The following is a 22,748-nucleotide window of genomic DNA, read 5'->3' as shown; positions in this document are numbered from 1 at the left end:
CGGGAAACTGTGACGGGGCACTGAAAACGGGCGCTGTTAAAGCGGTGCAGAGAAGATCAGGGATCTGCGTGATGGCCCTGGTTGTACTTTTCCATCAGGCGGTAAAAGGATACCCGGGAGATTTTCAGAATTCGTGCCGCGGCAGAGATGTTGTGGTGGGCTAACGCCAGACTGCAAGACAGCGCTTGCCGGTCGGCTCGGGCACGAAACTCTTCCAGACTGAGATTGGTGCTCGCCATCTGGGTGGCATCAGTACCCCCTTCATCCAAGCCCAAATCCTCGGGTTCAATGGTGCCCTTATCGCACAGCAGCGAGGCTTGGCGCAGCCGGTTCTGCAGTTCCCGGAAGTTGCCAGGCCAATTGTGTTTGACCAGGCACTCGATGGCGGCCAAGCTCAGCTGCTTGGGCTTCTGACGGTTCGCCGTTGCTGCCAGCAGAGCGCTGGCAATGGCGGGAATATCCTCCCGGCGATCCCGCAGCGGGGGCATGCGAATCTCCAGCCCCCCGAGCCGGTAGTAGACATCGCTGCGGAATTGACCGCTGTCTACCAGAGCTCGCAGTGGACGGGTCGCGGTGGTGATGATTCGGCAGTTGATGGGAATCGGCGTTGTGCTGCCAACCCGCTCAATCTGACCCTCCTGCAAGAATCCCAGGAGGGCCGACTGCTGGTTGTCGTCCAGTTCATCGATAGACGACAGCACCAGCGATCCGCCATTGGCCTGCTCAATACGACCCGGTTGGATGGTTTCCACGTCGTCTTGCGAGGAGTAGCTTTCAACGCCAAACAGTTCGCTCCGGGCGAGGGTGTCTGGCAGTGCGGCACAGTTGACGTTGATGAGCGGGCCGGCCGCACGGGGGGAGGTCTGGTGAAGAAACCGGGCCGCCGCGTATTTGCCTGATCCGCTTTCCCCGGTAATCAGCACGGGATCAGGCGTTACCGCAAACCGTCTCAGTAAACCGCGTATTTTTCGAATGGTTTCCGAATCGCCCTCCATCGCGAGGGCGTGGTAGTTGTCTCCGACCGGATCTGGTGCGGATGCACGAATGGATGCCATGCCCCATAAATGACCGAGCACCGTATTGAGCCGGTCCACATGCACGGGTGTGGTGTGGAAATCGGAACAGTAGCGGGCGATCAGCTGGGCCGCGGGCATGCCGCTAACGGGGCGGTGGGCGACAATGCCTACCCATACATCAAGGCTCAGTGCTTCCAGCCACTGTTCCGCTGCCAGAGCCGCCTCGGGAGGAAGGTTGGTGAGATCGAGAATGCCAACACGGGTATCCTCAGGTACCGACATCATGATCGGAACAGGGTCCTGCAAGCTATAGCCTGTGATGTGCCAGTGGGCGTCCAATGCCCGGCGCAGCGTAGTACTTCCGTTTGCCGCTGACAGCCAGACAAGCGGTCTCTTTTCCGACATGCCAAACCTCCAAAGTTTGACCCATGGGGAAACGGGACTGCCAACTGAACAGAATATGCCCAATTCACCTGGTGGGGCGATGCGCTGGAAGGTGAGCTTCCAGATCCCGGGCTTCGATCCTGTCGCACCCCGGATTTGTGACGGGAGTCACATTGTGTGCCAATCTTTCAATGTGGCTTTGTTTCAACTGGTTGGCAAGGCCGATCCAAAACGCCGTTCGTAAAGTCGTAAAGAATCTTGACGTTTTACTGCTGACGTTTGTGAACCGGACCTTCTGCTATGCTGGGGAAAACCGAAGGAGTCTGGTGATCTATGGGTGAGATGAACGCGATCGATGCGGTGGAAACCTGGCGCAACACGTTACTGGCCGATCTTGAACGCTCCCGGCAGCGCACGCGGGCGCTGATTACCTCACTGCCTGATGAAAAACTGGATGTTCCGTACCATCCCGGAGTGAACCCACCGCTGTGGGAGATGGGACATTCCGCGTTCTTTTACGAAGTGTTCGTGTTCAACCTGCTCGACGGCACACCCAGTGTTGACCCTTCCATGGATGATTTGTGGGATTCCTTTCACATCGAGCACCGGGACCGCTGGAATCGGGAGTTTTTCCCGGGGCGGGAACAAACTCTTGCCTACTTTGACACGATTTACTACCGGGTGGCCGAGCGCATCCGTTCAACGCCGCTGGATAACCAGGCCTTGTACCTGAACCGATATTCGGTGTTCCACCAGAACATGCATATCGAATCCATGACCTGGTGTCGCCAGACGGTTGGTTATCCTGCGACTCCGGACGCGACGTTTGAGCGTCCTGCGCCAGGCGCTCCGGTCCCCGGCGATGCTGAGATTCCCGCCGGACGCTGGGTGATTGGCATGCCAGATGCCTCGCCCCGATACCCAATGGAAGACTTTGCTTTTGACAACGAGAAGCCGAGGTTCGAAGTCGAAATGGACGCCTTTGCGATCGCCCGGCAACCGGTGTCCAGCGGGGAGTATCTGGCCTTTGTGGAAGATGGCGGTTACCGCAAGCCCGGCTTGTGGTCGTTTGGCGGTCGCAAGTGGCTTGAGACCGAGGTGGACGTTGCACTGGTCCATGGCAGCACCGAACCCATGCCACGGGCACCATTGCACCCGCTGTACTGGCGCTGGCACGACAACGCCTGGCAGGAGCGGGTGTTTGACCGCTGGCAACCGCTGAACCTGGATGCGCCTGCGAAGCACCTGACTTACTGGGAAGCGGAGGCCTACTGCCAATGGGCGGGCAGGCGCCTGCCAACGGAATTCGAATGGGAAGTGGCCGCCCTGGCCAATCGACCGGGTGAGACCTTCCGCCGTTTTCCGTGGGGCAACGAGTATCCCGATAAGCATCTGGCGGATCTGGACGCCCTTTGCATGGGGCAAAACCCGGTGTTTGATTATCCGGAATCCGACAGTCCATTCGGTTGCAGACAGATGATCGGTAGTGTCTGGGAGTGGACCAGCAACCAGTTTCTGCCTTACGACGGCTTCAAGGTGGATATGTATCCGTTCATGTCCACCTTGCAGTTCGGGGATCACAAGGTGAGCCGGGGAGGCAGTTGCGCTACCTCTTCGTGCCTGATTCGTGGCACCTATCGGCAGGCCTATTTGCCGCTGCGCAACGACGTCTACACCGGCTTCCGAACCTGCGCCCGGTAACCGGGCGTCAGCTTTCTTTCTGTTCCTGGCGCGTGATGATGTGGCTGCCCAGAGCCACGCCCGTTTCGCTCATGGTCAGGTAGGCGTCATTGGCACCGGCTTCACGAATCGCCTTGGCTTCGTCGTCGTACATGGTGTGCGCCACAATGTAGCCCCGGAAGCCGAGTTTTCTGAGCATGCGGGCGGCGACCAGCTTGGCTTCGATATCCCCGAGCGCGAGGATCACCGAGTGCACGGATGGCATGTGCAGCCCACTCCAGAAGGAGGCATCTTCCGCATCGGCAAAGACCACATTGCGACCCCGCTTCTGATGCTTCTGCGCTTTTGCCGGGTCCGAGTCCAGCCCCATCAGTTCGGTCTCGTGCCTGGCTATCCAGTCATAAGCGGCGGTGCCGGTCCGGCCCATTCCCATGATCAGGACCCGGGTGGTGCCCAGAGAAATCGGCTGTTCATCCGGATGATGCTGTTTGCCTTCAAACGGGGTGAGCCGGTTGCCATAACGCTCGAAGATCGGGTGAGCAAACCGGTTCAGTGGCGCAGAGATGGCAAACGAAATGGACACCGAGATCGCCAGTGGGACCAGCCATTCGGGCAGAGCCACGCTGGCGACGATCAAACCGAATTCGCTGTAGTTGGTCAGCGCCAGTGACGAGAGAAACGCACTGCGCGCTCGTAGCCGGAAGGCGAGTAGCAGGAAAAAGAACAGTATCCCTTTGAGGGGCAGCACCAGCCCAGCAATCACCGCGAACATCAGGGAATCGGCATCCGGTAGTCCGCCGATACCAATTTGCAGGAAAAAGCCCACCAGGAACATCTCTTTCACGCTCCACAGCGACTTGGACAGCTCCTGAGAACGGGGGTGTTTGGCCAGCATGGCCCCGAACACCAGGGCGCCAAGTTCGGAGCTCAGACCCACCATGTCAAATCCGTAGCCACCAAGGACCAGGGCCAGCAACAGGCCCAGCAGCACCAGCAATTCGTCGTGACCACTGGCGTCGAGCAAGCGGAACAGCACCGGTCGCAACAGGGGCAGGCCAAACACAATCAACGCCCACTGGGATGGTGTCTGGCCGGCAGCGAAACTCATCACCGCCAGGGCAATCAGATCCTGCATGATCAGGATGCCGATGGCGACCCGACCATGAAACGCCCTCAGTTCGCGCTTTGATTCCAGAACCTTGGCCGCCAGCACCGTGGAGGAGAACGACAGGGCGATGGCCAGCAGCAGGGCGGTGGACCAGGACAGGTCCATCAGCAGGTACAGCCCCGGAGTGAAAACCGTGCAGGTAATTGCGAAGTGCAGCAGGCTGCCACCAATGACTTCCGGGCTGAAAATGGACCGGAGCTTGAGCTTGAGACCGACAGTAAAGAGCAGTAGCAGAACGCCAATGTGAGCGAATTCTTCCAGTGCGTGTGTGGACTCGATTGTCAGGTCGGTGACCGAGCCAAGTCCACTCAGCAGGAAGCCGGCAGCCAGATAGCCTACCAGAGGAGGGAGTCCGACGGTTTTCACCATCAGGCCAAGAACAAAGGCAAAGGATATCCAGAGAGCTTCAGGCATTGGCGGATTCTTTCTGTAATCACGGGGTTACGAGTGCAAGGCTATCCTTTTTCGCGCCCCCGTTGTAGTCGATTAACGTGGAATCCGCCGGAATTTATTCCGGAGCGTCGGTTAATCCGACGCGTCGGCCAGTTCCCTGAAAAGCTCTGCGGAGCGTTCGGGTGCTTCGATCATTGGTGCGTGGCCAATGTCTTCCATGATTTCCAGCCGGGCGTTGTCGATCAGTGACACGAACAGATCGCCGTTACGGTAGTTGATGACCCGATCCTCTTTACCCCACACCACGAGGGTCGGGGCCTGTATACCTTGGATGCGCTGGCGGAACTCGTTCTGGAAGCCACTGTCACGGATGGCTTCGAAAATCACTTCGTTGATTTCCCGGTTAGCGATCTTTTTTTCTTCCACCACACCGAGCACTGGCCAGGGGATGAACGGCTTTTCCTCGAGGGCAAAGTCGATCAGACGCTCAAAGTCGCCCTGTTTGCTTGGAATCAGCGGGTTGTCACCGGCGACAACCAGGTCCACCAGTTCCGATTCGTATTCCATGATGCCTGCCGGGTTGAGCAGCATGGCGGACTTGATGCGGTCCGGGTAACGGGACGAATACAGGGCGGTGATGGCGCCACCCATGGAGTTGCCCATCATGTGGTACTGGTTCAGGGCCAGGGCGTCGAGAATGCGGGCCAGATGTTCCGTCTGCTGGGCCAGGCTGTAACCCAGGTCCATCGGCTTGCTGCTGTCACCGTGGCCGGGCAGGTCGATGGCGTAAACGTTGAAGTCGTCGGTCAGCTCCCTGGCCAGGCGGGTCCAGTTGTCCTTGTCGGCGCCGAAACCGTGAACCATCACCACGGTGTCGCCATCGGTTGGTTCCTTGTTAGCCAGATAGGCTATTTGCCAGTCCCCGACCTCCACGGTCTTGACCTGCAGCCCGGCACCGGAACGCTCCAGGCCAATCGCAGTCTCGTACATGCTGTGCCGGGAGCAGGCGCTCAGCCACAGCATGGAGAGTATTAACAGGGCAACCTTGAAGCCGGTTTTTCGGGGCATAAGAACAACTCCTGATCAATCACGAGACGGCGATGCCGGTGTGATCACAGACTGTATCCCATAAAAAAGCCCGGTCAATGACCGGGCTTTGATTTCGTGTGCTGTATCAGGCCTGCTCACGGGCGATGGCCCGATATGCAATGTCCTTGCGGTAGAACACGCCGTCCCAGCAAATGGATTCGGCGAGCTTGTAGGCCCGCTGCTGGGCTTCGGTGACGGTGTTGCCCAGTGCGGTGGCGCACAGTACCCGTCCGCCGGCGGTCACGACCTGTTCGCCGTCCAGCTTGGTGCCTGCATGGAACACCTTTTCGCCTTCGGTTTCGGCCTGTGGCAGGCCGCTGATGGCGTCACCCTTGTTGTAGCTGCCGGGGTAGCCGCCGGCGGCCAGAACAATGCCTACAGAGGCGCGCTCGTCCCAGTCGGAGCTGCACTGGTCCAGCTTGCCATCAATCGCAGCGTTGCACAGATCGACCAGGTCGGAGCGCATACGCAGCATGATGGGCTGGGTTTCCGGGTCACCAAAACGGCAGTTGAATTCGATCACCTTTGGCGCACCGGACGCGTCGATCATCAGGCCGGCGTACAGGAACCCCTTGTAGGGATGCCCTTCGGCGGCCATGCCACGCACGGTAGGGTAGATCACGTCGTCCATGATCCGCTTATGGATGTCGGCGGTGACCACAGGCGCAGGAGAGTAGGCACCCATGCCTCCGGTATTGGGGCCGGTATCGCCATCACCGACACGTTTGTGGTCCTGGGAGGTCGCCATGGGCAGGACATTCTCGCCATCCACCATAACGATGAAACTGGCTTCCTCGCCGTCGAGGAATTCCTCGATCACCACGCGGCTGCCAGCGTCACCAAAGCTATTGCCCGACAGCATGTCGCGAATGGCGTCTTCAGCTTCTTCCAGGGTCATCGCCACGATAACGCCTTTGCCGGCGGCCAGGCCGTCGGCCTTGACGACAATCGGGGCGCCTTGTTCACGGACGTAGGCCAGCGCCTGGTCCACATCGGTGAAGTTAGCGTAAGCTGCGGTGGGAATGCTGTGTCTTGCCAGGAAGTCCTTGGTGAAGGCCTTGGAACCTTCCAGCTGTGCCGCGCCCGCACTTGGGCCGAACACTCGCAGGCCTCGCTCTTCAAATTTGTCGACGATGCCGGCAACCAGTGGCGCTTCCGGGCCCACAATGGTCAGGCCAACGTTGTTGGCTGCAGCGAAGTTGGCCAGGCCGTCCAGGTCCATCACGTCGATGGCCACGTTTTCCAGACCCGGTTCACGAGCGGTGCCGGCATTCCCGGGCGCTACAAAGACGCGTTCGGCGTCCGGGCACTGGGCGGCTTTCCAGGCCAGGGCGTGTTCACGACCGCCGCTGCCAATAACAAGTACGTTCATGCTCATAATCCTTTTGCGAAATCCGAATCAGTGGCGGAAATGGCGCATGCCGGTGAATACCATGGCAATGCCGTGCTCATTGGCCGCATCGATCACTTCCTGGTCGCGCATGGAGCCACCCGGCTGGATGACCGCGGTAATGCCCGCTTCGGCGGCGGCATCAATGCCATCGCGGAACGGGAAGAAGGCATCGGAGGACATCACGGAGCCTTTCACTTCCAGGCCCTCATCGGCGGCCTTGATGCCGGCGATGCGGGCACTGTAGACGCGGCTCATCTGGCCTGCGCCAATGCCAATGGTGCGGCCGGCCTTGGCATACACGATGGCGTTGGACTTGACGTACTTGGCCACTTCCCAGGCAAACAGCAGGTCGTTCAGCTCTTCTTCGGACGGCTGGCGCTCGGTGACCACCTTGACGTCTTCCATGGCCACCATGCCCAGATCCCGATCCTGAACCAGCAGGCCGCCGGTCACTCGCTTGTAGTCCATGCTCTGGATACGCTCGCCATTGAACTCGCCGCAGGCCAGCAAGCGCACGTTTTTCTTGGCTGACACCAGTTCGGCGGCTTCAGCGCTGACGGTTGGCGCAATGATCACTTCGACGAACTGACGCTCGATGATGGCGCTGGCCGTTTCGGCGTCCAGCTCCCGGTTAAAGGCAATGATGCCGCCGAACGCGGAAGTGGGGTCGGTGGCGAAGGCCAGGTCGTAGGCCTGACGGATATCCGCGCCAATGGCGACACCACAGGGGTTGGCGTGCTTGACGATGACACAGGCAGGATCGGCAAATGGCTTGACGCACTCCAGCGCGGCGTCGGTATCGGCCACGTTGTTGTAGGAAAGCTCTTTGCCCTGCAGCTGCTTGGCGGTCGCAACACAGGCTTCCTTAGGGTTGCGTTCGGCGTAAAAAGCCGCCCGCTGGTGCGGGTTCTCGCCGTAACGCATGTCCTGCACTTTCACGAACTGAGTGTTGAAGGTGCGGGGGAAATCGGGAGTCTCGTTGTCGGCCGTACGTCCGCCCAGGTAGTTGGCAATGGCGCCATCGTAACCGGCGGTGTGCTCGAACGCCTTCACGGCCAGATCAAAACGGGTGCGATAGGTCAGTTCACCGCCGTTGTCTTTCAGCTCTTTCAGCACGCTGCTGTAGTCGGACGCGTTTACCACGATAGCAACGTCGTTGTGGTTCTTGGCGGCAGCACGGACCATGGTTGGCCCGCCGATGTCGATGTTCTCGATGGCCGTAGGAAGGTCACAGTCCGGGTTGGCCACCGTTTCTTCGAACGGGTACAGGTTGACCACGACCATGTCGATGGCGTTGATACCGTGTTCGGCCATCACACTGTCGTCGGTGCCGCGCCGGCCCAGGATGCCACCGTGAATCTTCGGATGCAGGGTTTTGACCCGGCCGTCCATCATCTCGGGGAAGCCTGTGTAGTCGGAAACTTCGGTGACCGGAACGTTGTTTTCTTTCAGGAGGCGGAAGGTGCCGCCGGTGGAAAGCAGTTCGACGCCGAGTTCGGTGAGGGCGCGGCCGAAGTCGACGATGCCGGTTTTGTCACTCACGCTGATCAGTGCGCGACGGATCGGGGTGTTAACCTGATTTGCCATGTGTCACTTTCTTTTTGCTGCGGGATGAACGAATAAGGGCCTCGCGAAGTGTGTCCGGGAGGCCCTTATTAAAACGGGTGTCGGGATTATAGCAGACCGTACTGCTTGAGTTTCTTCCGCAGAGTGCCGCGGTTCAATCCCAGCATCACTGACGCCTTGGTCTGGTTGTTACGGGTGTACTTCATCACCTGCTCCAGCAGGGGCGCTTCCACTTCGGACAACACCAGCTGGTAGACGTCGGTTACCGGTGCGCCGTCCAGCTGCGCGAAGTAGTTTTTCAGCGCAACTTCGACGCTGTCACGCAGGGTGACATGGTTGCCGCCGCCATTCAGCGTTTTCAGCTGATGGATATCATCGTTAACCTGAGTGTTCAGGTTTTCAGAAGCCAAAGTCTCAGCGGTCATGCTGCGAATACCTCTCCATTTCGTAAATCTTCAAAGTACTGTTGAATACTGTCTCTCTGCTCCAGCGCGCAATCGATCGCGTTGAAGCGTCTGCGAAACTGTTCGCCCTGCTCGTGGGTCTGCAGGTACCAGCCCACATGCTTTCTGGCAATCCGCACGCCCATGGTTTCGCCATAGAAACCGTGCAATGCATCCAGATGCTCCGCCAGGATCTGCTCCACTTCGTCCATCGGTGGTGCGGGCAGGTGCTTTCCGGTTTCCAGGAAATGCAGGATTTCCCGGAAGATCCAGGGCCTGCCCTGTGCTGCCCGGCCGATCAGCAGGCCATCGGCACCGGTGTACTGGAGTACGTGCCGGGCTTTTTCCGGGGAGTCGATATCGCCGTTGGCAAACACCGGAATATCGACCTGGGCTTTCACCTCGGCAATGGTGTCGTACTCCGCGTCACCGTTGTATTTGTCGGCACGGGTGCGACCGTGGATCGCCAGGGCCTGAATGCCTGCCTCTTCCGCCATGCGGGCAATTGTTGGCGCATTGCGATGATCGTGATTCCAGCCGGTGCGCATTTTCAGCGTGACCGGAATATCAACCGCATTGACGACGGCGGTCAGGATTTCTCCGACCAGTTTTTCATCCCTCATCAGTGCAGAGCCTGCTGCCTTGTTACACACCTTCTTTGCAGGGCAGCCCATATTGATGTCGATTATCTGGGCGCCGAGCTCGGCGTTCTTCCTGGCTGCGGTGGCGAGCATCTCCGGATCGCCACCCGCGATCTGAACCGACCGTGGCTCCGGTTCGCCCGTATGATTCAGACGAAACTTGGACTTGCGGGTATGCCAGAGTTTGCTGTCCGCTATGACCATCTCGGAGACCGCTAGGCCTGCTCCCATCCTCCGGCACAGAAGCCGGAAGGGACGGTCGGTCACACCGGCCATCGGTGCAACAATGAGCGGATTGGGCAAGGTGTACGGCCCGATTTTTGCCGTCGGCAGCATGATCTGAGTCCGTGTCACAGCGGGTTAAGCAAATTTCGGATATTTAATGGTTGTTCAATTAGTGATCGACCAAGAACCGAAGGGCGCTAATGATACCGTCGGGGCCGGCCTGATTGAAGGGGCCTGACGGTGAAAAAGGTGATTATTTTTCGTGCTTTTTGTTTGACTTTTGTTCTTCTGAGCGGCGGCCCGTATTTACTTGCGGGTAAATACTTGCTAGCCGCTCAGGGTGTGTGGGGGCGGAAGATAATGTTGTAGTTGACCGCATCTTTGCCCGGGTCGCGAATGGAAATGGCAATGCGAACCGGTGTGTTGGTCGGCATGGCTTCCAGACTTCGGCCTTCGCCTGCCAGGTATTCTTCGGGTGTAAAGATGCTCTGGGCCACCACATCGCCGTTCAGGTTGGAGAAAGTGAGGGCGATGGCCGGGAACGGCTGTTCAAACTTGGCCCGGTTGATGATAACTGCGTCCACCAGCAGCTGGGTCCTGTTTTCCGGATTGGTTTTGACCACCAGTTTCCGGCTCTGAATGGCGCCCACATTGACCAGCGGTTCGAGTTCGCATCCTGCCAGTTCGCAGCCTTTTTCGTAGAAGGGGCGTAATTCGGGAATGGCGGACAGGCGATCGAACTGGAACCAGGTGACCTGGGCGACCAGGACGCCGAGCAGTGCCAGAACCACAAGACTCCAGAGGAAGGTGCGCAGCCGTCCGCCGCCACTGCTGGGCACCGAGACCGGCTCACGGCGCAGGTCACTGAATGGGACGGAGGCGGACATGGGTTCGCCAAGACGGTCTTCCTGGTCGGTGGCACGGAAGGTCGTGGTGTCGTCCATCAAATCAAAACCGGATTCGGTTGGCGGTGCGGTCGGAGCTGGCGTTTGCTCGTTGGCAGGCGGCTCCGTGGGCGTGTCCTCGGGCGCAGATGTCCTGGCAGGCTCAGGGGCAATGGGTTCCGGTGCTGGCTTCGGGGGTACCTCGGCCCGGGCGGCGGGTTCCCTTTTGGTGGGCTTTCGAGGGGCTTCCGGTTCGGCATCGCCGAGCTCGTTGAGCATCGCCTCGGCCCAGCTTTCATCGATATTTTCGTTCGAGTCTTCGTGGTCGATGTCTGTGAAGGTGCTGGAAGGTTTTTCGTCGATGGTGCGGAAGCTGTCGCTCAGTTCATCGTCGGAAAAGCTCAGCGTGCTTCCGGTGTAATGGCCTTCGGTGGCGTCTTCGTCCGGGTTGTCGGCGAAGACAAATTCTTCTTCCGTGGAAAATTTTCCAGGCTGCTCCGCTTTTGGCGCTTCGGTCTGTGGCTTGCTCACCGAGCCCTCTGGCACTACCTGATGCTCAATGGCGTTGAACACCGACATGCAGTTTCCGCAACGAACCTTGCCCCTGGCAACGCTGAGTTGGTCCTCGGTTACCCGGAATCGTGTCTCGCATTTGGGGCACTGGGTTTGCAGACTGCTCTGGCTCATTCTTCCGTCCTGAAAGGCACTTAACTACAAAATTGGCAGTTTAGAGGTTCTCGTGCCTTGCGTCACCCGTCGTGGCGGCGTCCTGTGAGGCGTATCCATTCTTCCCGCTGCTCGGGCTCGTCCATGATGAACCAGGGCTCATAAGCTTCCATGACCTCACGGGCCTGATTCGACAAAATGCCAGACAGCACCAGTTGGCCGCCGGGCTTGGTGAGTTTGGCTAGATGGGAGGCCAGGCCAATAAGCGGCTGGGCCAGAATATTGGCCAGCATAAGGTCGGCCTGGGTATCGGGCTCGTTTTCCGGCAAATACAGGTCCAGACGACTGTCTTCTACGCTGTTGCGCCGGGCGTTGTCGCGACTGGCCTCCAGGGCCTGGGGATCGGTATCCACTCCAACGACATGGTCCGCGCCCAGCAGCAGGGCGGCCAAGCCCAGAATGCCAGAACCGCAGCCGTAGTCGGTCACTTGCTTGCCCAGCACATCCTGGCCGTCCAGCCATTCCAGGCACAGGGCGGTGGTCGGATGAGTGCCGGTGCCGAAGGCCAGGCCCGGGTCCAGCATCAGGTTGGCCGCCTCAGGATCGGGTGGTTGATGCCAGCTTGGCACAATCCACAGTCGCTGACCGAACTGCAGAGGCTGAAAATCATCCATCCAGGCGCGTTCCCAGTCCTGGTCCTTGATCAGGCTGACCTCGATATCCGGCAAGCTCTGCTGGGTGGCCTGATGCCAGGCATCCCGGACGTCCGCACACAACTGATCGATGTCCCGGTCAGACTGGAACAGCCCCTTGACGACCGTCTGGCTCCACAGCGGGGTGGTGCCGGGATCCGGTTCGTAAAGGGGCTGGTCGGCGGCGTCCTCCATGGAGACGGCGTCAGCGCCCATCTCCATGAGCACGTCTTCAAGCTGGTCCGCGTCCTCCGGGGTCGCAGGGATCTGGAGTTGTATCCAGGGCATAGTGGGTCCTGCTGTTGGCGATGGGGCGATTATTCCCGCATCAGTTTTTCCAGGTGGTGAATGGTAAAGTCTACCTGCTTGAAGCCACCGTCGCGTACCAGTCGGCGGTGTAGCGGCTGATTGGTCTTAATGCCTTCCACCACCAGTTCGTCCAGCGCGTTCTTCATACGGCGACGGGCGATTTCCCGGTCGTCTCCCCAGGTAATGAGTTTAGCAATCAGGGAGTCGTAGTAGGGCGGTACTGTGTAGCCGCTGTACAGATGCGAATCGACCCGCACGCCATAGCCGCCGGGGGCGTGGTAGTGCTTGACCTTGCCGGGGCTGGGCACGAAGGACTTCGGGTCTTCGGCGTTGATCCGGCACTCCATGGCATGGCCGGAGATGCGGATGTCCTCCTGGCTGTACTGCAGGGGCAAACCACTGGCGATACGCAGCTGTTCGCGCACGATATCCACGCCGGTGACCATCTCGGACACCGGGTGCTCCACCTGAACCCGGGTGTTCATTTCAATGAAGTAGAACTCGCCATCCTGGTACAGGAATTCAAAGGTACCTGCACCGACGTAACCAATTTCCTTGCACGCATCCACGCAGGCCTTAAGGGTGCGGGCCCGGGATTCCTGGTTGATGTTGGGGGCCGGGGCCTCCTCAATCACCTTCTGGTTCCGGCGCTGCATGGAGCAGTCCCGGTCACCCAGGTGAATGCAGTTGCCGTGCATGTCGGCGAGCACCTGCACCTCCACGTGGCGGGGATGCTCCAGGAATTTTTCCAGGTACACGGTGGGGTCACCGAAGGCGTTTCGGGCCTCACTCTGGGTAATCTGGATGGACTTGAGCAGGGTTGCCTCGGAGTGCACTACCTGCATGCCCCGACCACCGCCACCGGCGGCGGCCTTGATCATGATCGGATAACCAATTTCACGGGCGATGCGCAGGGTGCGCTCGTGGTCATCGGTGATCGGGCCGTCAGAGCCGGGAACGGTGGGTACGCCGGCCTTGATCATGGCGTTGATGGCCGACACCTTGTTGCCCATCAGGCGAATGGTTTCAGCCTTCGGGCCGATGAAGCGGAAACCGCTCTTCTCAACCTGTTCGGCAAAGTCGGCGTTTTCCGCCAGGAACCCGTAACCGGGATGGATACCAACGGAGTCCGTCACTTCCGCCGCACTGATGATGGACGGAATGTTCAGGTAGCTGTCCAGCGGATTGTTCGGGCCGATACAGACCGATTCGTCTGCCAGCCGGACATGCATCAGGTCGCGGTCAACCTGGGAGTGTACGGCAACGGTCTTGATGCCCAGTTCCTTGCAGGCTCGCAGGATGCGCAGGGCAATTTCACCCCGGTTGGCGATCAGAACTTTTTCTAGCATAGCCATGGGAAAGGTTCACCGAATTCAGGAAATGACAACCAGTGGCTGGTCGTATTCAACCGGCTGGCCGTTTTCGACCAGGATGTCCGTGATGGTACCGCTCTTGTCGGCTTCAATCTGGTTCATCATTTTCATTGCTTCCACAATGCAGATGACCTCGCCGGCTTTCACAGTCTGGCCCACTTCCACAAACGGGGTGGCGGTGGGGGACGGTGCCCGGTAGAAGGTACCCACCATCGGCGATTTCACGCTGTGGCCGCTGGGTTGGGCCGGCGCCTCAGCTTCCTGGCTTGACGACGGTGCCGGCGCAGGGTCCGGAGCAGCAAACTGCTGGGGCGCAGCCGGCGCGTAATGGCTTACGTACTGGGTGCCGCCAGTCTGTTCGCGACGGCGGGAGATGCGAACGGAGTCATCTCCCTCGTGAATCTCCAGCTCCTCGACATCGGACTCTTCGAGCAGCTCAATCAGTTTTTTTACTTTACGAATATCCATGGTTATTCCGATCCCGTTATATCTGTTCTATCAGTGAAGTCGTTTCAGGGCAGCCTGCAAGGCCAGATCGTAGCCTTGGCTGCCCAGGCCGCAGATAACGCCGTCTGCGATATCTGAAAAATACGAGTGGTGGCGAAAGGCTTCCCGTGCATGAACATTGGATAAATGCACCTCAATGAAAGGAATACCAGACGCCAGCAAGGCGTCGCGCAGGGCGACGCTGGTATGGGTGAAGGCGGCCGGGTTGATGATGATGTAATCCACCCCTTCCGCCTTGGCCTCATGAATTCGGTCAATCAGTTCGTACTCGGCGTTGGATTGCAGGTGAAGCAGATGGTGTCCCTGCGCCGAGGCGGCTTCTCGCAGGCGATTGTCAATGTCGCCCAGGGTCTCATGTCCATAAACCTCCGGCTCGCGGGTGCCGAGCATGTTCAGATTCGGGCCATGGAGTACAAGGATAGTCGACATGGAGTGAGGCGCCTTAGTAAGTTTTGCAGGATCACGGAATTTCGCGACATTTTCCTGTAATGGTGAGCAGTTTTTCGGCTCAGATCAATGCTTTTTGGCGGTTTTCGAATGGGCAATTGGTCGTAGCCCGAAGCGAACCAGACCGGGTGCGGCCGGATCTGGTTAGCCCCAGCGGTGCCTATTGTCGGCAAGTGCCGGCCCGGCATCCATACGACGTTGGTTTCATAGCTGTGGGGGGCGCCGGACGCAGGGAGGTGAGCCCGGCCGCGGAATGGTCAGTCTTCGGCGAGGGTGACGCAGTTACGACCCTGATCCTTGGAAGCGTAAAGGGCCTGGTCGGCCCGCTCGCACAACGCCTGAGAGTTTTCTTCTCGCCATTGGGCTATGCCACAGCTGAAGGTCACGTTGAACTCCCGTTCACCGGCCGGCTGATGCAGTTCGGAAAAGCGTTCCCGGATTTCGTTGAGGATGTTGCGGGCATCGCTGGGCCGGGTATCCGGCAGGATGATGGCAAATTCCTCGCCACCGTAACGGCCGATGTGGTCGGTTTTGCGCAGTCGCTGCTTAAGGAACATCGAAAGGCTGCGCAGGACCCGATCACCAATCGGGTGGCCGAAGGTGTCGTTGATCTTCTTGAAGTAATCGATGTCGATCATGGCAAAGCACAGGGTGTGTTGTTTCTGCTTGGCCTTGCTGATTTCCTGATCCAGCAGTTGCAGGGTGTGGGTGTGATTGAACAGGCCGGTCAGGCTGTCTCGAATCATCAGCGCCAGCAGTGAGCGTGCGCGGCGGCCCCGGTTATGGATGGTGGCGATCAGGTGCTTGGGATCGATCGGCTTGGTCAGGAAGTCGTCGCCGCCGAGGCTCATGGCATGTAACTGCTTGCTGACGTCGTCCTCGGCGGACAGGTAAATAATCGGTACGCTGTGCAGCTTGTCCTGCTGGCGGATCACCCGGGCGATTTCCATGCCGGTGCAGCCCGGCATATACATGTCCAGGATGATGATCTCGGGGGAGAACTCCTCCAGGGCATGCATGATCTGCATCGGGTCGGTAATAACGTGCGGATTCATGCCGGCTTTGGTCAGCACCGTTTCCATGTATTTGGCCTGGGCCCGGGAGTCATCCAGCACCAGCACCCGATAGGGCTCTGTCGTATTGCCGTAGGTATAGGTTTCGATTTTCTCGATCAGCTGGCCCGGGTCGACGGCGGGATAGAAGAACTCTTCACCGCCACAGCGGGAAGCCCGCAGGCGGGTCTCGATACTGCCGTCCTCGTCGCTGACAAAAATGACTGGAATGGGCGTCTCGTGACGCTCCTGAAGGTGCTCGATGGTGGGCAGTCCCGCATTGGCCTCGCCGCCAAAGTTTACATCCATCAGGATGGTTTCCGGTTTATGCAGCCCGCAGGCTTCGATCAGTTTTTCGGGATCGGTAAAGGCGGCCGCCCGGAAACCGAAGAATTCCAGCTGGCGTACCAGCCGGCCCGACAGATCTTCGCTGGCCAGCGCAATGTAGACCGGGGTGCGCCGGAACTGACGGGGGGGCTGGGTGTTGCCGTGATCGGTGCGACGAAGTGTGCTGCGGGAGAGGTTTTCAATGGCGTCATGGAGCGTCTGGCTCAGGGTGTCGTCGAGGGTTGTCTCCTCGGGCCAGGTCCGGATCAGATCGAGGATTCGGGTGCCGGACTCGGCATGGTTCGCCATTTCGAAGCGCTGTGCATACCGCACCAGCTTGTCGGTGGCTGCGAAGAAGTCCGAACGATGGGCGCCGGATCCTTTCAGGTCCGAGTGAATTTTCTGCCAGGTATCCAGAACAACCCTTGCCTGTGTTGTCACACGTCGCGCGAAATGCTGCCTGAGTTTTTCTTTCTGGCTCTCGTCGTTCATTGTGTTCCGGCCTATTTCTTTTTTATTAGGTCCTTGTCCACTCCCACTCGGACAATTTTCCCCGTCAGTCCTTTGTTCAGAGTCTATAGTGTTTACTTATGTGGGCGCAGGTTGTTCTGTGTAAATCTTTGTCAACCGCCCGGAGTAAGTCACATTTCTGCCGGTCGGCTGGCCCTCAATCAGCCAGAGTATTCATGAATGGTGGTTAACCGGGCTCCCAGTCATCAAACGCAGCGTGGGGCTGTTTCCCTGCGCGTCATCCTTCTGCTATTTACTGGCGCCTTGCTGCTGCTGGTACTTGCTGTTGGCTTTGTGTCCAGCTTCGGCTACTTCCGTTCCTATGTGTCGGAGCAGTTAGCTGAGCATGCCCAGGATGGCGCCACAGCCGTTGGGTTGTCGCTTTCCAACGCCATCGACGGTCGGGATCCGGTGGCTTCAGCGTCACTGATCGACGCTGTGTTTGACAGTGGCCACTACCAGTCGGTGCGCTACCTGGATCTCAACGGTGAGGAAATCGCCGGTCGCGTCCTGCCTATGTCAGAAATGCCCACGCCAGGCTGGTTCCAGTCACTGGCAGACCTGGATCTGACGCCGGGACAGGCCGAGGTGGTGCAGGGCTGGAGCCGGCTGGGCACGGTGGAGGTGGTCAGTAACCCGCAAAGGGCCTACCAGGACTTGTGGCGCATCACCCTGGGGTTGGTCATCGGAACCCTGGTGATTGGCGGCCTCGGCCTGTTGGTATTGTTTTTACTGCTTACCCGTGCGCTCAGGCCTTTGCGTGCACTGGAACAGCATGCCAAGGCCCTGAGTCAGAGGAATTTCCGAAATCGGGTCACTGCCCAGTCTACCCGCGAGCTTAATCAGGTGACCTCGGCCATGAACCAGATGACGGACGACCTCGGTCGGTTGTTCGATGGACAGGGCAAGCTGATCGCCCATTTGCGCCGGGTCAATAACGAAGACCCCATCACCGGGTTGTCCAGCCAGCGGGCTTTTGATCAGCGCCTGAAAACCGAAGTGGAATCGGAGGAACGCTCGGCTCCGGGTGTCCTGGTGTTGCTGCAGTTGGCGGGTTTTTCGGAGTATAACCAGACCTTTGGCCGTAACGAGGCCAATCGCCTGCTGTCATCCATGGCGAAGTCCATCGGTGCCTTTGTGGCCGCGCACGCGGGTTCCTTTGCCGGCCGGCGCAACGGTGCCGAGTTCTCGATCTACATACCCGGTGTACTGCCTGCCGATGCGAAAATCTGGTGTGGTGAGCTGCTCAGGCAACTGGACGGACTCTATGCCGATCTCGCCACGCCCATGGACGTGGCGGTTCATGCCGGGGTGGCACCGACCGGAGTAGAGCGGGGCATTCGCGAGATGCTGGCCTCGGCGGATGAGGCGCTGCGGGCGGCGCAGGAGCGAGGCGACACCGGTTGTGTGCTGTCCGGGCCAGACAGCGAAGGGCACCACAATCTGGAGACCTGGCGGGCCATCATCAGTCAGGCCATTCGTGAGCAGAGTCTGGTCCTGTGGATGCAGCCAATGATCAGCGAAGGTCAGGCGGAGCCCGTGTATTACCAGGTATTCTCCCGCCTCGACGGGCCTGAGGTCGCCCTGAAGGCCAGTGCCTTCGTGCCCCTGGCAGAGCGTTTCGGCCTGATCGCCGATATTGACCGTCAGGTGGTCGGGAAGGTGCTCACCCATCTGGCGAGGGAGCCGGGGCGCGGTCTGGCTATTTCGCTGGGCGGCGCGTCCGTGGCGAGTGAGGCTTTTCGGGATAACTTACTGTCGATGCTGTCAGACGCCGGTGAAGAGCGCGTCAACCTGTGGGTGGGTATCTCCGAGCATACCATTCACCATCACCGCACCGAGGCGGGCATTCTGGTGAAGGCACTGGTTCGCCTCGGTGTGCCGGTGCTGGTGGACCGCTTCGGTGTGGGCGGCGTGCCCTTCAGTTACCTGAGGAACCTGCCCGTGCAGGCGTTGCGCATCGACAACACCTTCGTCCACGATATCGACACCCATGACGATAATCGCTTCTATGTGGAATCGGTGCTCTCCATTGCCCATAGCCGTGGTGTGAAAGTGTTTGCCACCGGTGTGGAAACTGCCGCAGAGTACTCGGTACTCACTGAATTGGGTATCGACGGAGCCATGGGTTACCATCTGGGACGACCGTTTGTTGCCGACAACTAATCGATAGGGGAATCGCAGTTTATGCCGGGCAAAATCAGACAGTATTTCAGGGACAAGAAAAACGACGTTCAGGATTACGCCGGCGGAGGCAGCGTGTTCGGAAAATTCGTCATGATTGTCCTGGTGGTGTATCTGCTGGTGACCATTGTCCTGGGCATGTTCTGGAGCAGTGAGCCGGATACCTTCTCGGTGCGCGAGCACACCCGGTCTCTGGCCAACAGCATGGATCGCGAACCGATCACCGGTTTCGCTACCACGGCCACCCTGATCCGCATCGCAGAAACGCTTCTGGATAAACCCGGCGGCTACATTTATAACGATATTTTCCCCCCCGGGCTCTGGCTCGATAACATGCCGAATTGGGAATACGGTGCCCTGGTGCAGTTGCGTGATTTTTCGCGGGCCATGCGCAAGGACATTAGCCGGTCCCAGAGCCAGTCCGCGGAAGACCGCGACCTGAGCATTGCCGAGCCCCAGTTCCACTTCAATGCTGGTAGCTGGGCGATTCCCTCGACAGAAGCCGAGTACCGTCGTGGTATCCGGGCGCTCAAACGCTACCTGAATCGCCTGTCCGATCCCCAGCAGGCGGATGCCCAGTTCTTCGCCCGGGCGGATAACCTGAGCAACTGGCTGGCGGACCTGGAAACCCGTCTGGGCAGCCTGTCACGCACCCTGGGTGAGAGCATCGGTAAGGCCTCGGTGTCCGATGCCGTAGCCAATGTGTCCGATGAGAATCCGCTGGAAGAGGAAGTGGGTGGCATGTCGGTACAAACCCCCTGGACCGAGATCGACGATGTGTTCTACGAAGCCCGCGGCAGTGCCTGGGCGTTGTTGCACATCTTCCGGGCTATAGAGGTGGACTTTCGTAAGGTCCTGCGAGACAAGAATGCCATGGCGAGCGTAAAGCAGGTAATCATCGAGTTGGAGGGCGCCAACAGCTCCATGTGGAGCCCGGTCGTGCTGAATGGCAGTGGCTTCGGCGTGCTGGCGAATCATTCCCTGACCATGGCGGCCTACCTATCCCGGGCCAACGCAGCGATCAGTGATATGCGTGACTTGCTGTCCCGGGGCTGACGAAGCGAATAAACAGGTATGAAAAAACCGGGCAGATGCCCGGTTTTTTTGTGCCGAGTGCGGCCCGATCAGCCGTTGTAGGCCTTGATTGAGTCCTCAATGGCCTTCTTGGCAGCGGCGGCGTTGTCCCAGCCCTGCACCTTGACCCACTTGCCCGGCTCAAGGGTTTTGTAGTTTTCGAAGAAGTGCTGGATCTGGTTGCGCAGCAGTTCCGGCAGATCGTCGATTTCCTTGATGTCGTGGTAGGTGGTGGTCAGCTTGTCGTGAGGAACGGCAACCAGCTTGGCGTCGCCACCGGCTTCGTCTTCCATGTTCAGAACGCCGACCGGACGGCAGCGGATCACGGAACCGGCCTGAACCGGGTACGGAGTAACAACCAGTACGTCGAGCGGGTCGCCGTCGTCGGCCAGGGTGTGCGGGATGAAGCCGTAGTTGGCCGGGTAGAACATCGGCGTGGCCATGAAACGGTCGACCAGCAGGGCGCCCATGTCCTTGTCCAGCTCGTACTTGACGGGGGAGCTGTTGGCCGGGATTTCAATGGCAACGTAGATATCTTCAGGCGGGTTCTTGCCTGCAGGGATGTTTGCGAATTGCATAGTTAATCCTTCCTGGCGTGTAAGTCTTGAATGTGACTGCTGTAAAATTGAGGCCGGTAATTATACGGCAGTCTCAGGAAGTTCGAAACCAAACCGTCGGGCGCAGCCCTAAAGCCTGAGCTGCTTGGCTATCAGTTCCTTCATAATTTCGGTGGTGCCGCCGCCAATGGACAGGATCTTGGCATCCCGGTACAGGCGCTCGACCACCGATTCCCGCATGTAACCCATGCCGCCGAATACCTGCACAGCCTCCCGGGTGACGTTTTCGCACACCTCGACCGCAAAGTTCTTGGCCATGGCCACCTGCTTGATCGGGTTCTTGCCGGCCTGCATCAAAGCAGCGCAGCGATAGGTGTATTCCCGGGCCACATCGATCTGTGTTGCCATATCCACCAGCTTGTGGCGGGTGACCTGGAAGCCGCTCAGGTTTCGGCCAAAAGCCTGGCGCTGGCCGGCATAGTCCAGGGCTGCTTCGTAGGCCAGCTGGGCGGTCATGTACGCCATCACCGACAGGCTCAGGCGTTCGGCCAGAAAGTTGCTCATGATGGCGATGAAGCCGGTATTCTCGGCACCGATCAGCCGGTCCGCGGGTACCCGGCAATCCTCGAAAAACAGTTCTGCCGTATCGCTTGCCCACCATCCCATCTTGCGCAGCTTCTTTCCGGTAGAAAAGCCCGGGGTGTCTCGGTCGATCAACAACAGGCTGATACCGCCGTGACCCGGCTCGCCAGTGCGTACAGCCACGGTGTAGTGGTCAGCCCGCAAGCCGCTGGTGATGAAGGTTTTGCTGCCATTGACGACGAAGTGATCGCCATCCCGCACGGCTCGGGTTTTCAGATTGGCCACGTCTGATCCTCCGCCAGGTTCGGTGATGGCCAGCGCGGCGATTTTTTCACCCCGGAGTACGGGCGGAACCACCTGTTCACGAACGCCAGGCTGGGCCCATTTAACGACCGGTGGCAGGGCAATGTCCAGGGAGCCGAGGCTGGCCACCAGGCCACCGGAGGTGGAGCGCATCAGTTCCTCCGAAACGGCTACTCGCAGAAAAAGATCATTCTCACCGCTCCCGCCAAATTCTTCCGGATAGCCAATGCCCAGCAGGCCTGCATTGCCGGCCCTCTGGTAAAGCTCGCGGGGAAATTCCCCGGCCTCTTCCCACTCATCGATGTAGGGCAGTACTTCGGTGGCGATGAATTTTCGAGTGCTCAGGCGAGCTTGCTCATGGAGCTCGTTGAAGTATTCGGCCACGGTGACGGTCCCTCGTTGATGTGTTTATGCAGGGAGTGTTGCTTAAAGTGATGAGCCAAGCAAGCGCTTGGTCTGGTGTTTGGGGCCAAAAAAACCGGCGCACCAGCCGGCTTTTTGAACATAGATGGAGTTAGCTCTCAACCGTGATGGTCTTTACTCCCTCGGTGGTGCCGAGCAACAGCAGGTCGGCGGGTCGAAGGGCGAACAGGCCGTTGGTGACCACGCCAACGATGTTGTTGATCTTTTCTTCCATGTCCAGCGGGCGGGACAGATCCATGTTGTGGACATCGATGATGATGTTGCCGTTGTCGGTGACGACGCCTTCCCGGTACACCGGGTCGCCGCCGAGTTTGACGATTTCACGCCCGACATGGCTGCGAGCCATGGGGATGACTTCCACCGGGAGTGGGAAAGCGCCGAGGACGCCTACCATTTTGGATTCGTCGGCGATGCAGATGAAGGTTTTGGCGACGGCCGCCACGATTTTTTCACGGGTCAGGGCGGCGCCGCCGCCCTTGATCAGTTCCAGGCGTTCGTTGGCTTCGTCGGCGCCATCCACGTAAAACTCCAGCGTGCCGGCACTGTTCAGGTCGTAGACCGGAATGCCGTGGCTTTTCAGGCGTTCTGCTGTGGCCTCGGAGCTGGCAACGGCGCCATCAAAATCGGTTTTGTGTTCCGCCAGAAGATCGATAAAAAAGTTTGCGGTGCTGCCAGTGCCCACGCCAACAATACTGTCGCTGTCCAGCTTGGGGGCAATGTAATCCACGGCGGCCTGGGCCACGGCTTTCTTCAGTTCGTCCTGGGTCATTTTGAACTCCGGCGGCAATTCAATGTGAGTTTGGCGACATTATAGCCGTTCGGGGCGCCCAGCTTATAGACGGCTGTGGTGCAAACTTTCT

The 22,748-nt window shown here is 59.1% G+C and carries 19 protein-coding genes; 3 read left to right on the top strand and 16 right to left on the bottom strand.

Translation table 11 applies throughout. From position 1 onward, the window contains the following. Window positions 1–56: 56 nt before the first annotated feature. Entirely contained in the window at window positions 57–1,421 is a 1,365-nt protein-coding gene (locus tag QVZ43_RS04750) for a sigma-54-dependent transcriptional regulator (RefSeq protein ID WP_302909059.1), read from the bottom strand. A 312-nt stretch (window positions 1,422–1,733) separates the two neighbouring features. On the opposite strand from QVZ43_RS04750, the gene senA reads away from it, so the two are divergent. Continuing rightward, complete coding sequence (gene senA, locus QVZ43_RS04745; protein ID WP_302909058.1) at window positions 1,734–3,101, top strand: selenoneine synthase SenA; 1,368 nt, start codon at window positions 1,734–1,736, stop codon at window positions 3,099–3,101. A gap of 7 nt (window positions 3,102–3,108) precedes the next feature. Here senA and QVZ43_RS04740 read toward each other — a convergent pair whose 3' ends face one another. From QVZ43_RS04740 to QVZ43_RS04685, 12 genes are all read right to left on the bottom strand, one after another. Beyond that, window positions 3,109–4,662, bottom strand: a complete 1,554-nt coding sequence (locus QVZ43_RS04740) for a cation:proton antiporter family protein (protein WP_302909057.1) — start codon at window positions 4,660–4,662, stop codon at window positions 3,109–3,111. Window positions 4,663–4,773: 111 nt separating this feature from the next. Then, window positions 4,774–5,709: an alpha/beta fold hydrolase gene (locus QVZ43_RS04735; RefSeq protein WP_302909056.1), complete on the bottom strand. Its 936-nt coding sequence runs from the start codon at window positions 5,707–5,709 to the stop codon at window positions 4,774–4,776. 106 nt (window positions 5,710–5,815) lie between these two features. Then, the gene (gene purD, locus QVZ43_RS04730; RefSeq protein WP_302909055.1) at window positions 5,816–7,102 is read right to left on the bottom strand and encodes a phosphoribosylamine--glycine ligase; all 1,287 of its coding nucleotides are present in this window, start codon (window positions 7,100–7,102) and stop codon (window positions 5,816–5,818) included. A 27-nt stretch (window positions 7,103–7,129) separates the two neighbouring features. Further along, complete coding sequence (gene purH, locus QVZ43_RS04725; protein ID WP_223794664.1) at window positions 7,130–8,710, bottom strand: bifunctional phosphoribosylaminoimidazolecarboxamide formyltransferase/IMP cyclohydrolase; 1,581 nt, start codon at window positions 8,708–8,710, stop codon at window positions 7,130–7,132. An 86-nt stretch (window positions 8,711–8,796) separates the two neighbouring features. Further along, window positions 8,797–9,114, bottom strand: coding sequence for a DNA-binding transcriptional regulator Fis (fis, locus tag QVZ43_RS04720; RefSeq protein WP_223794663.1), 318 nt, complete (start codon window positions 9,112–9,114; stop codon window positions 8,797–8,799). Continuing rightward, the gene (gene dusB / locus QVZ43_RS04715; protein ID WP_420890887.1) at window positions 9,111–10,109 is read right to left on the bottom strand and encodes a tRNA dihydrouridine synthase DusB; all 999 of its coding nucleotides are present in this window, start codon (window positions 10,107–10,109) and stop codon (window positions 9,111–9,113) included. The genes fis and dusB overlap by 4 nt, the downstream gene beginning before the upstream one ends. Before the next feature lie 224 nt (window positions 10,110–10,333). Continuing rightward, a complete protein-coding gene (locus tag QVZ43_RS04710) occupies window positions 10,334–11,569 on the bottom strand; it encodes a DUF3426 domain-containing protein (protein ID WP_302909054.1) in 1,236 nt (411 codons plus the stop codon). Window positions 11,570–11,631: 62 nt separating this feature from the next. After that, window positions 11,632–12,528 (bottom strand): 50S ribosomal protein L11 methyltransferase, encoded by an 897-nt coding sequence (gene prmA / locus QVZ43_RS04705; protein WP_302909053.1) that lies wholly within the window; start codon window positions 12,526–12,528, stop codon window positions 11,632–11,634. A gap of 29 nt (window positions 12,529–12,557) precedes the next feature. After that, window positions 12,558–13,904, bottom strand: coding sequence for an acetyl-CoA carboxylase biotin carboxylase subunit (gene accC / locus QVZ43_RS04700; RefSeq protein ID WP_223794659.1), 1,347 nt, complete (start codon window positions 13,902–13,904; stop codon window positions 12,558–12,560). 18 nt (window positions 13,905–13,922) lie between these two features. Continuing rightward, window positions 13,923–14,390 (bottom strand): acetyl-CoA carboxylase biotin carboxyl carrier protein, encoded by a 468-nt coding sequence (accB, locus tag QVZ43_RS04695; RefSeq protein WP_302909052.1) that lies wholly within the window; start codon window positions 14,388–14,390, stop codon window positions 13,923–13,925. A 30-nt stretch (window positions 14,391–14,420) separates the two neighbouring features. Further along, window positions 14,421–14,858 carry a type II 3-dehydroquinate dehydratase gene (gene aroQ, locus QVZ43_RS04690; RefSeq protein WP_302909051.1) on the bottom strand — a complete coding sequence of 146 codons (438 nt, stop codon included), beginning with the start codon at window positions 14,856–14,858 and terminating at the stop codon, window positions 14,421–14,423. Between the two features lie 275 nt (window positions 14,859–15,133). Further along, window positions 15,134–16,747 (bottom strand): diguanylate cyclase, encoded by a 1,614-nt coding sequence (locus QVZ43_RS04685; RefSeq protein WP_302909050.1) that lies wholly within the window; start codon window positions 16,745–16,747, stop codon window positions 15,134–15,136. A 198-nt stretch (window positions 16,748–16,945) separates the two neighbouring features. Here QVZ43_RS04685 and QVZ43_RS04680 point away from each other — a divergent pair, with 198 nt between their 5' ends. Further along, the gene (locus tag QVZ43_RS04680) at window positions 16,946–18,931 is read left to right on the top strand and encodes a bifunctional diguanylate cyclase/phosphodiesterase (protein ID WP_302909049.1); all 1,986 of its coding nucleotides are present in this window, start codon (window positions 16,946–16,948) and stop codon (window positions 18,929–18,931) included. A 21-nt stretch (window positions 18,932–18,952) separates the two neighbouring features. Beyond that, entirely contained in the window at window positions 18,953–20,005 is a 1,053-nt protein-coding gene (locus QVZ43_RS04675; protein WP_223794654.1) for a DUF2333 family protein, read from the top strand. Window positions 20,006–20,073: 68 nt separating this feature from the next. Here QVZ43_RS04675 and ppa read toward each other — a convergent pair whose 3' ends face one another. The 3 genes from ppa to rpiA all read right to left on the bottom strand — a co-directional run bounded on the left by ppa (window position 20,074) and on the right by rpiA (window position 22,657). Then, window positions 20,074–20,601 carry an inorganic diphosphatase gene (gene ppa, locus QVZ43_RS04670; RefSeq protein ID WP_223794653.1) on the bottom strand — a complete coding sequence of 176 codons (528 nt, stop codon included), beginning with the start codon at window positions 20,599–20,601 and terminating at the stop codon, window positions 20,074–20,076. A 108-nt stretch (window positions 20,602–20,709) separates the two neighbouring features. After that, complete coding sequence (locus QVZ43_RS04665; RefSeq protein ID WP_302909048.1) at window positions 20,710–21,849, bottom strand: acyl-CoA dehydrogenase family protein; 1,140 nt, start codon at window positions 21,847–21,849, stop codon at window positions 20,710–20,712. A 130-nt stretch (window positions 21,850–21,979) separates the two neighbouring features. Next, window positions 21,980–22,657, bottom strand: a complete 678-nt coding sequence (gene rpiA / locus QVZ43_RS04660; protein WP_302909047.1) for a ribose-5-phosphate isomerase RpiA — start codon at window positions 22,655–22,657, stop codon at window positions 21,980–21,982. Window positions 22,658–22,748: the final 91 nt, after the last annotated feature.

The organism is Marinobacter suaedae, from assembly GCF_030519635.1.
Lineage (GTDB): Bacteria > Pseudomonadota > Gammaproteobacteria > Pseudomonadales > Oleiphilaceae > Marinobacter > Marinobacter suaedae.
Note: the sequence above shows the minus strand (reverse complement) of the source record. Positions and strands in the feature narration are given on the sequence as shown.

What these genes read in the sequence shown, in the direction of transcription:
- prmA (WP_302909053.1), bottom strand. Translation starts at nt 12,528, where the DNA reads ATGCCCTGGATACAACTCCAGATCCCTGCGACCCCGGAGGACGCGGAC.
- aroQ (WP_302909051.1), bottom strand. Translation starts at nt 14,858, where the DNA reads ATGTCGACTATCCTTGTACTCCATGGCCCGAATCTGAACATGCTCGGC.
- QVZ43_RS04675 (WP_223794654.1), top strand. Translation starts at nt 18,953, where the DNA reads ATGCCGGGCAAAATCAGACAGTATTTCAGGGACAAGAAAAACGACGTT.
- fis (WP_223794663.1), bottom strand. Translation starts at nt 9,114, where the DNA reads ATGACCGCTGAGACTTTGGCTTCTGAAAACCTGAACACTCAGGTTAAC.
- purH (WP_223794664.1), bottom strand. Translation starts at nt 8,710, where the DNA reads ATGGCAAATCAGGTTAACACCCCGATCCGTCGCGCACTGATCAGCGTG.
- QVZ43_RS04685 (WP_302909050.1), bottom strand. Translation starts at nt 16,747, where the DNA reads ATGAACGACGAGAGCCAGAAAGAAAAACTCAGGCAGCATTTCGCGCGA.
- rpiA (WP_302909047.1), bottom strand. Translation starts at nt 22,657, where the DNA reads ATGACCCAGGACGAACTGAAGAAAGCCGTGGCCCAGGCCGCCGTGGAT.
- ppa (WP_223794653.1), bottom strand. Translation starts at nt 20,601, where the DNA reads ATGCAATTCGCAAACATCCCTGCAGGCAAGAACCCGCCTGAAGATATC.
- dusB (WP_420890887.1), bottom strand. Translation starts at nt 10,109, where the DNA reads ATGCTGCCGACGGCAAAAATCGGGCCGTACACCTTGCCCAATCCGCTC.
- QVZ43_RS04710 (WP_302909054.1), bottom strand. Translation starts at nt 11,569, where the DNA reads ATGAGCCAGAGCAGTCTGCAAACCCAGTGCCCCAAATGCGAGACACGA.
- accB (WP_302909052.1), bottom strand. Translation starts at nt 14,390, where the DNA reads ATGGATATTCGTAAAGTAAAAAAACTGATTGAGCTGCTCGAAGAGTCC.
- QVZ43_RS04680 (WP_302909049.1), top strand. Translation starts at nt 16,946, where the DNA reads ATGGTGGTTAACCGGGCTCCCAGTCATCAAACGCAGCGTGGGGCTGTT.
- QVZ43_RS04735 (WP_302909056.1), bottom strand. Translation starts at nt 5,709, where the DNA reads ATGCCCCGAAAAACCGGCTTCAAGGTTGCCCTGTTAATACTCTCCATG.
- purD (WP_302909055.1), bottom strand. Translation starts at nt 7,102, where the DNA reads ATGAACGTACTTGTTATTGGCAGCGGCGGTCGTGAACACGCCCTGGCC.
- QVZ43_RS04750 (WP_302909059.1), bottom strand. Translation starts at nt 1,421, where the DNA reads ATGTCGGAAAAGAGACCGCTTGTCTGGCTGTCAGCGGCAAACGGAAGT.
- accC (WP_223794659.1), bottom strand. Translation starts at nt 13,904, where the DNA reads ATGGCTATGCTAGAAAAAGTTCTGATCGCCAACCGGGGTGAAATTGCC.
- senA (WP_302909058.1), top strand. Translation starts at nt 1,734, where the DNA reads ATGGGTGAGATGAACGCGATCGATGCGGTGGAAACCTGGCGCAACACG.
- QVZ43_RS04740 (WP_302909057.1), bottom strand. Translation starts at nt 4,662, where the DNA reads ATGCCTGAAGCTCTCTGGATATCCTTTGCCTTTGTTCTTGGCCTGATG.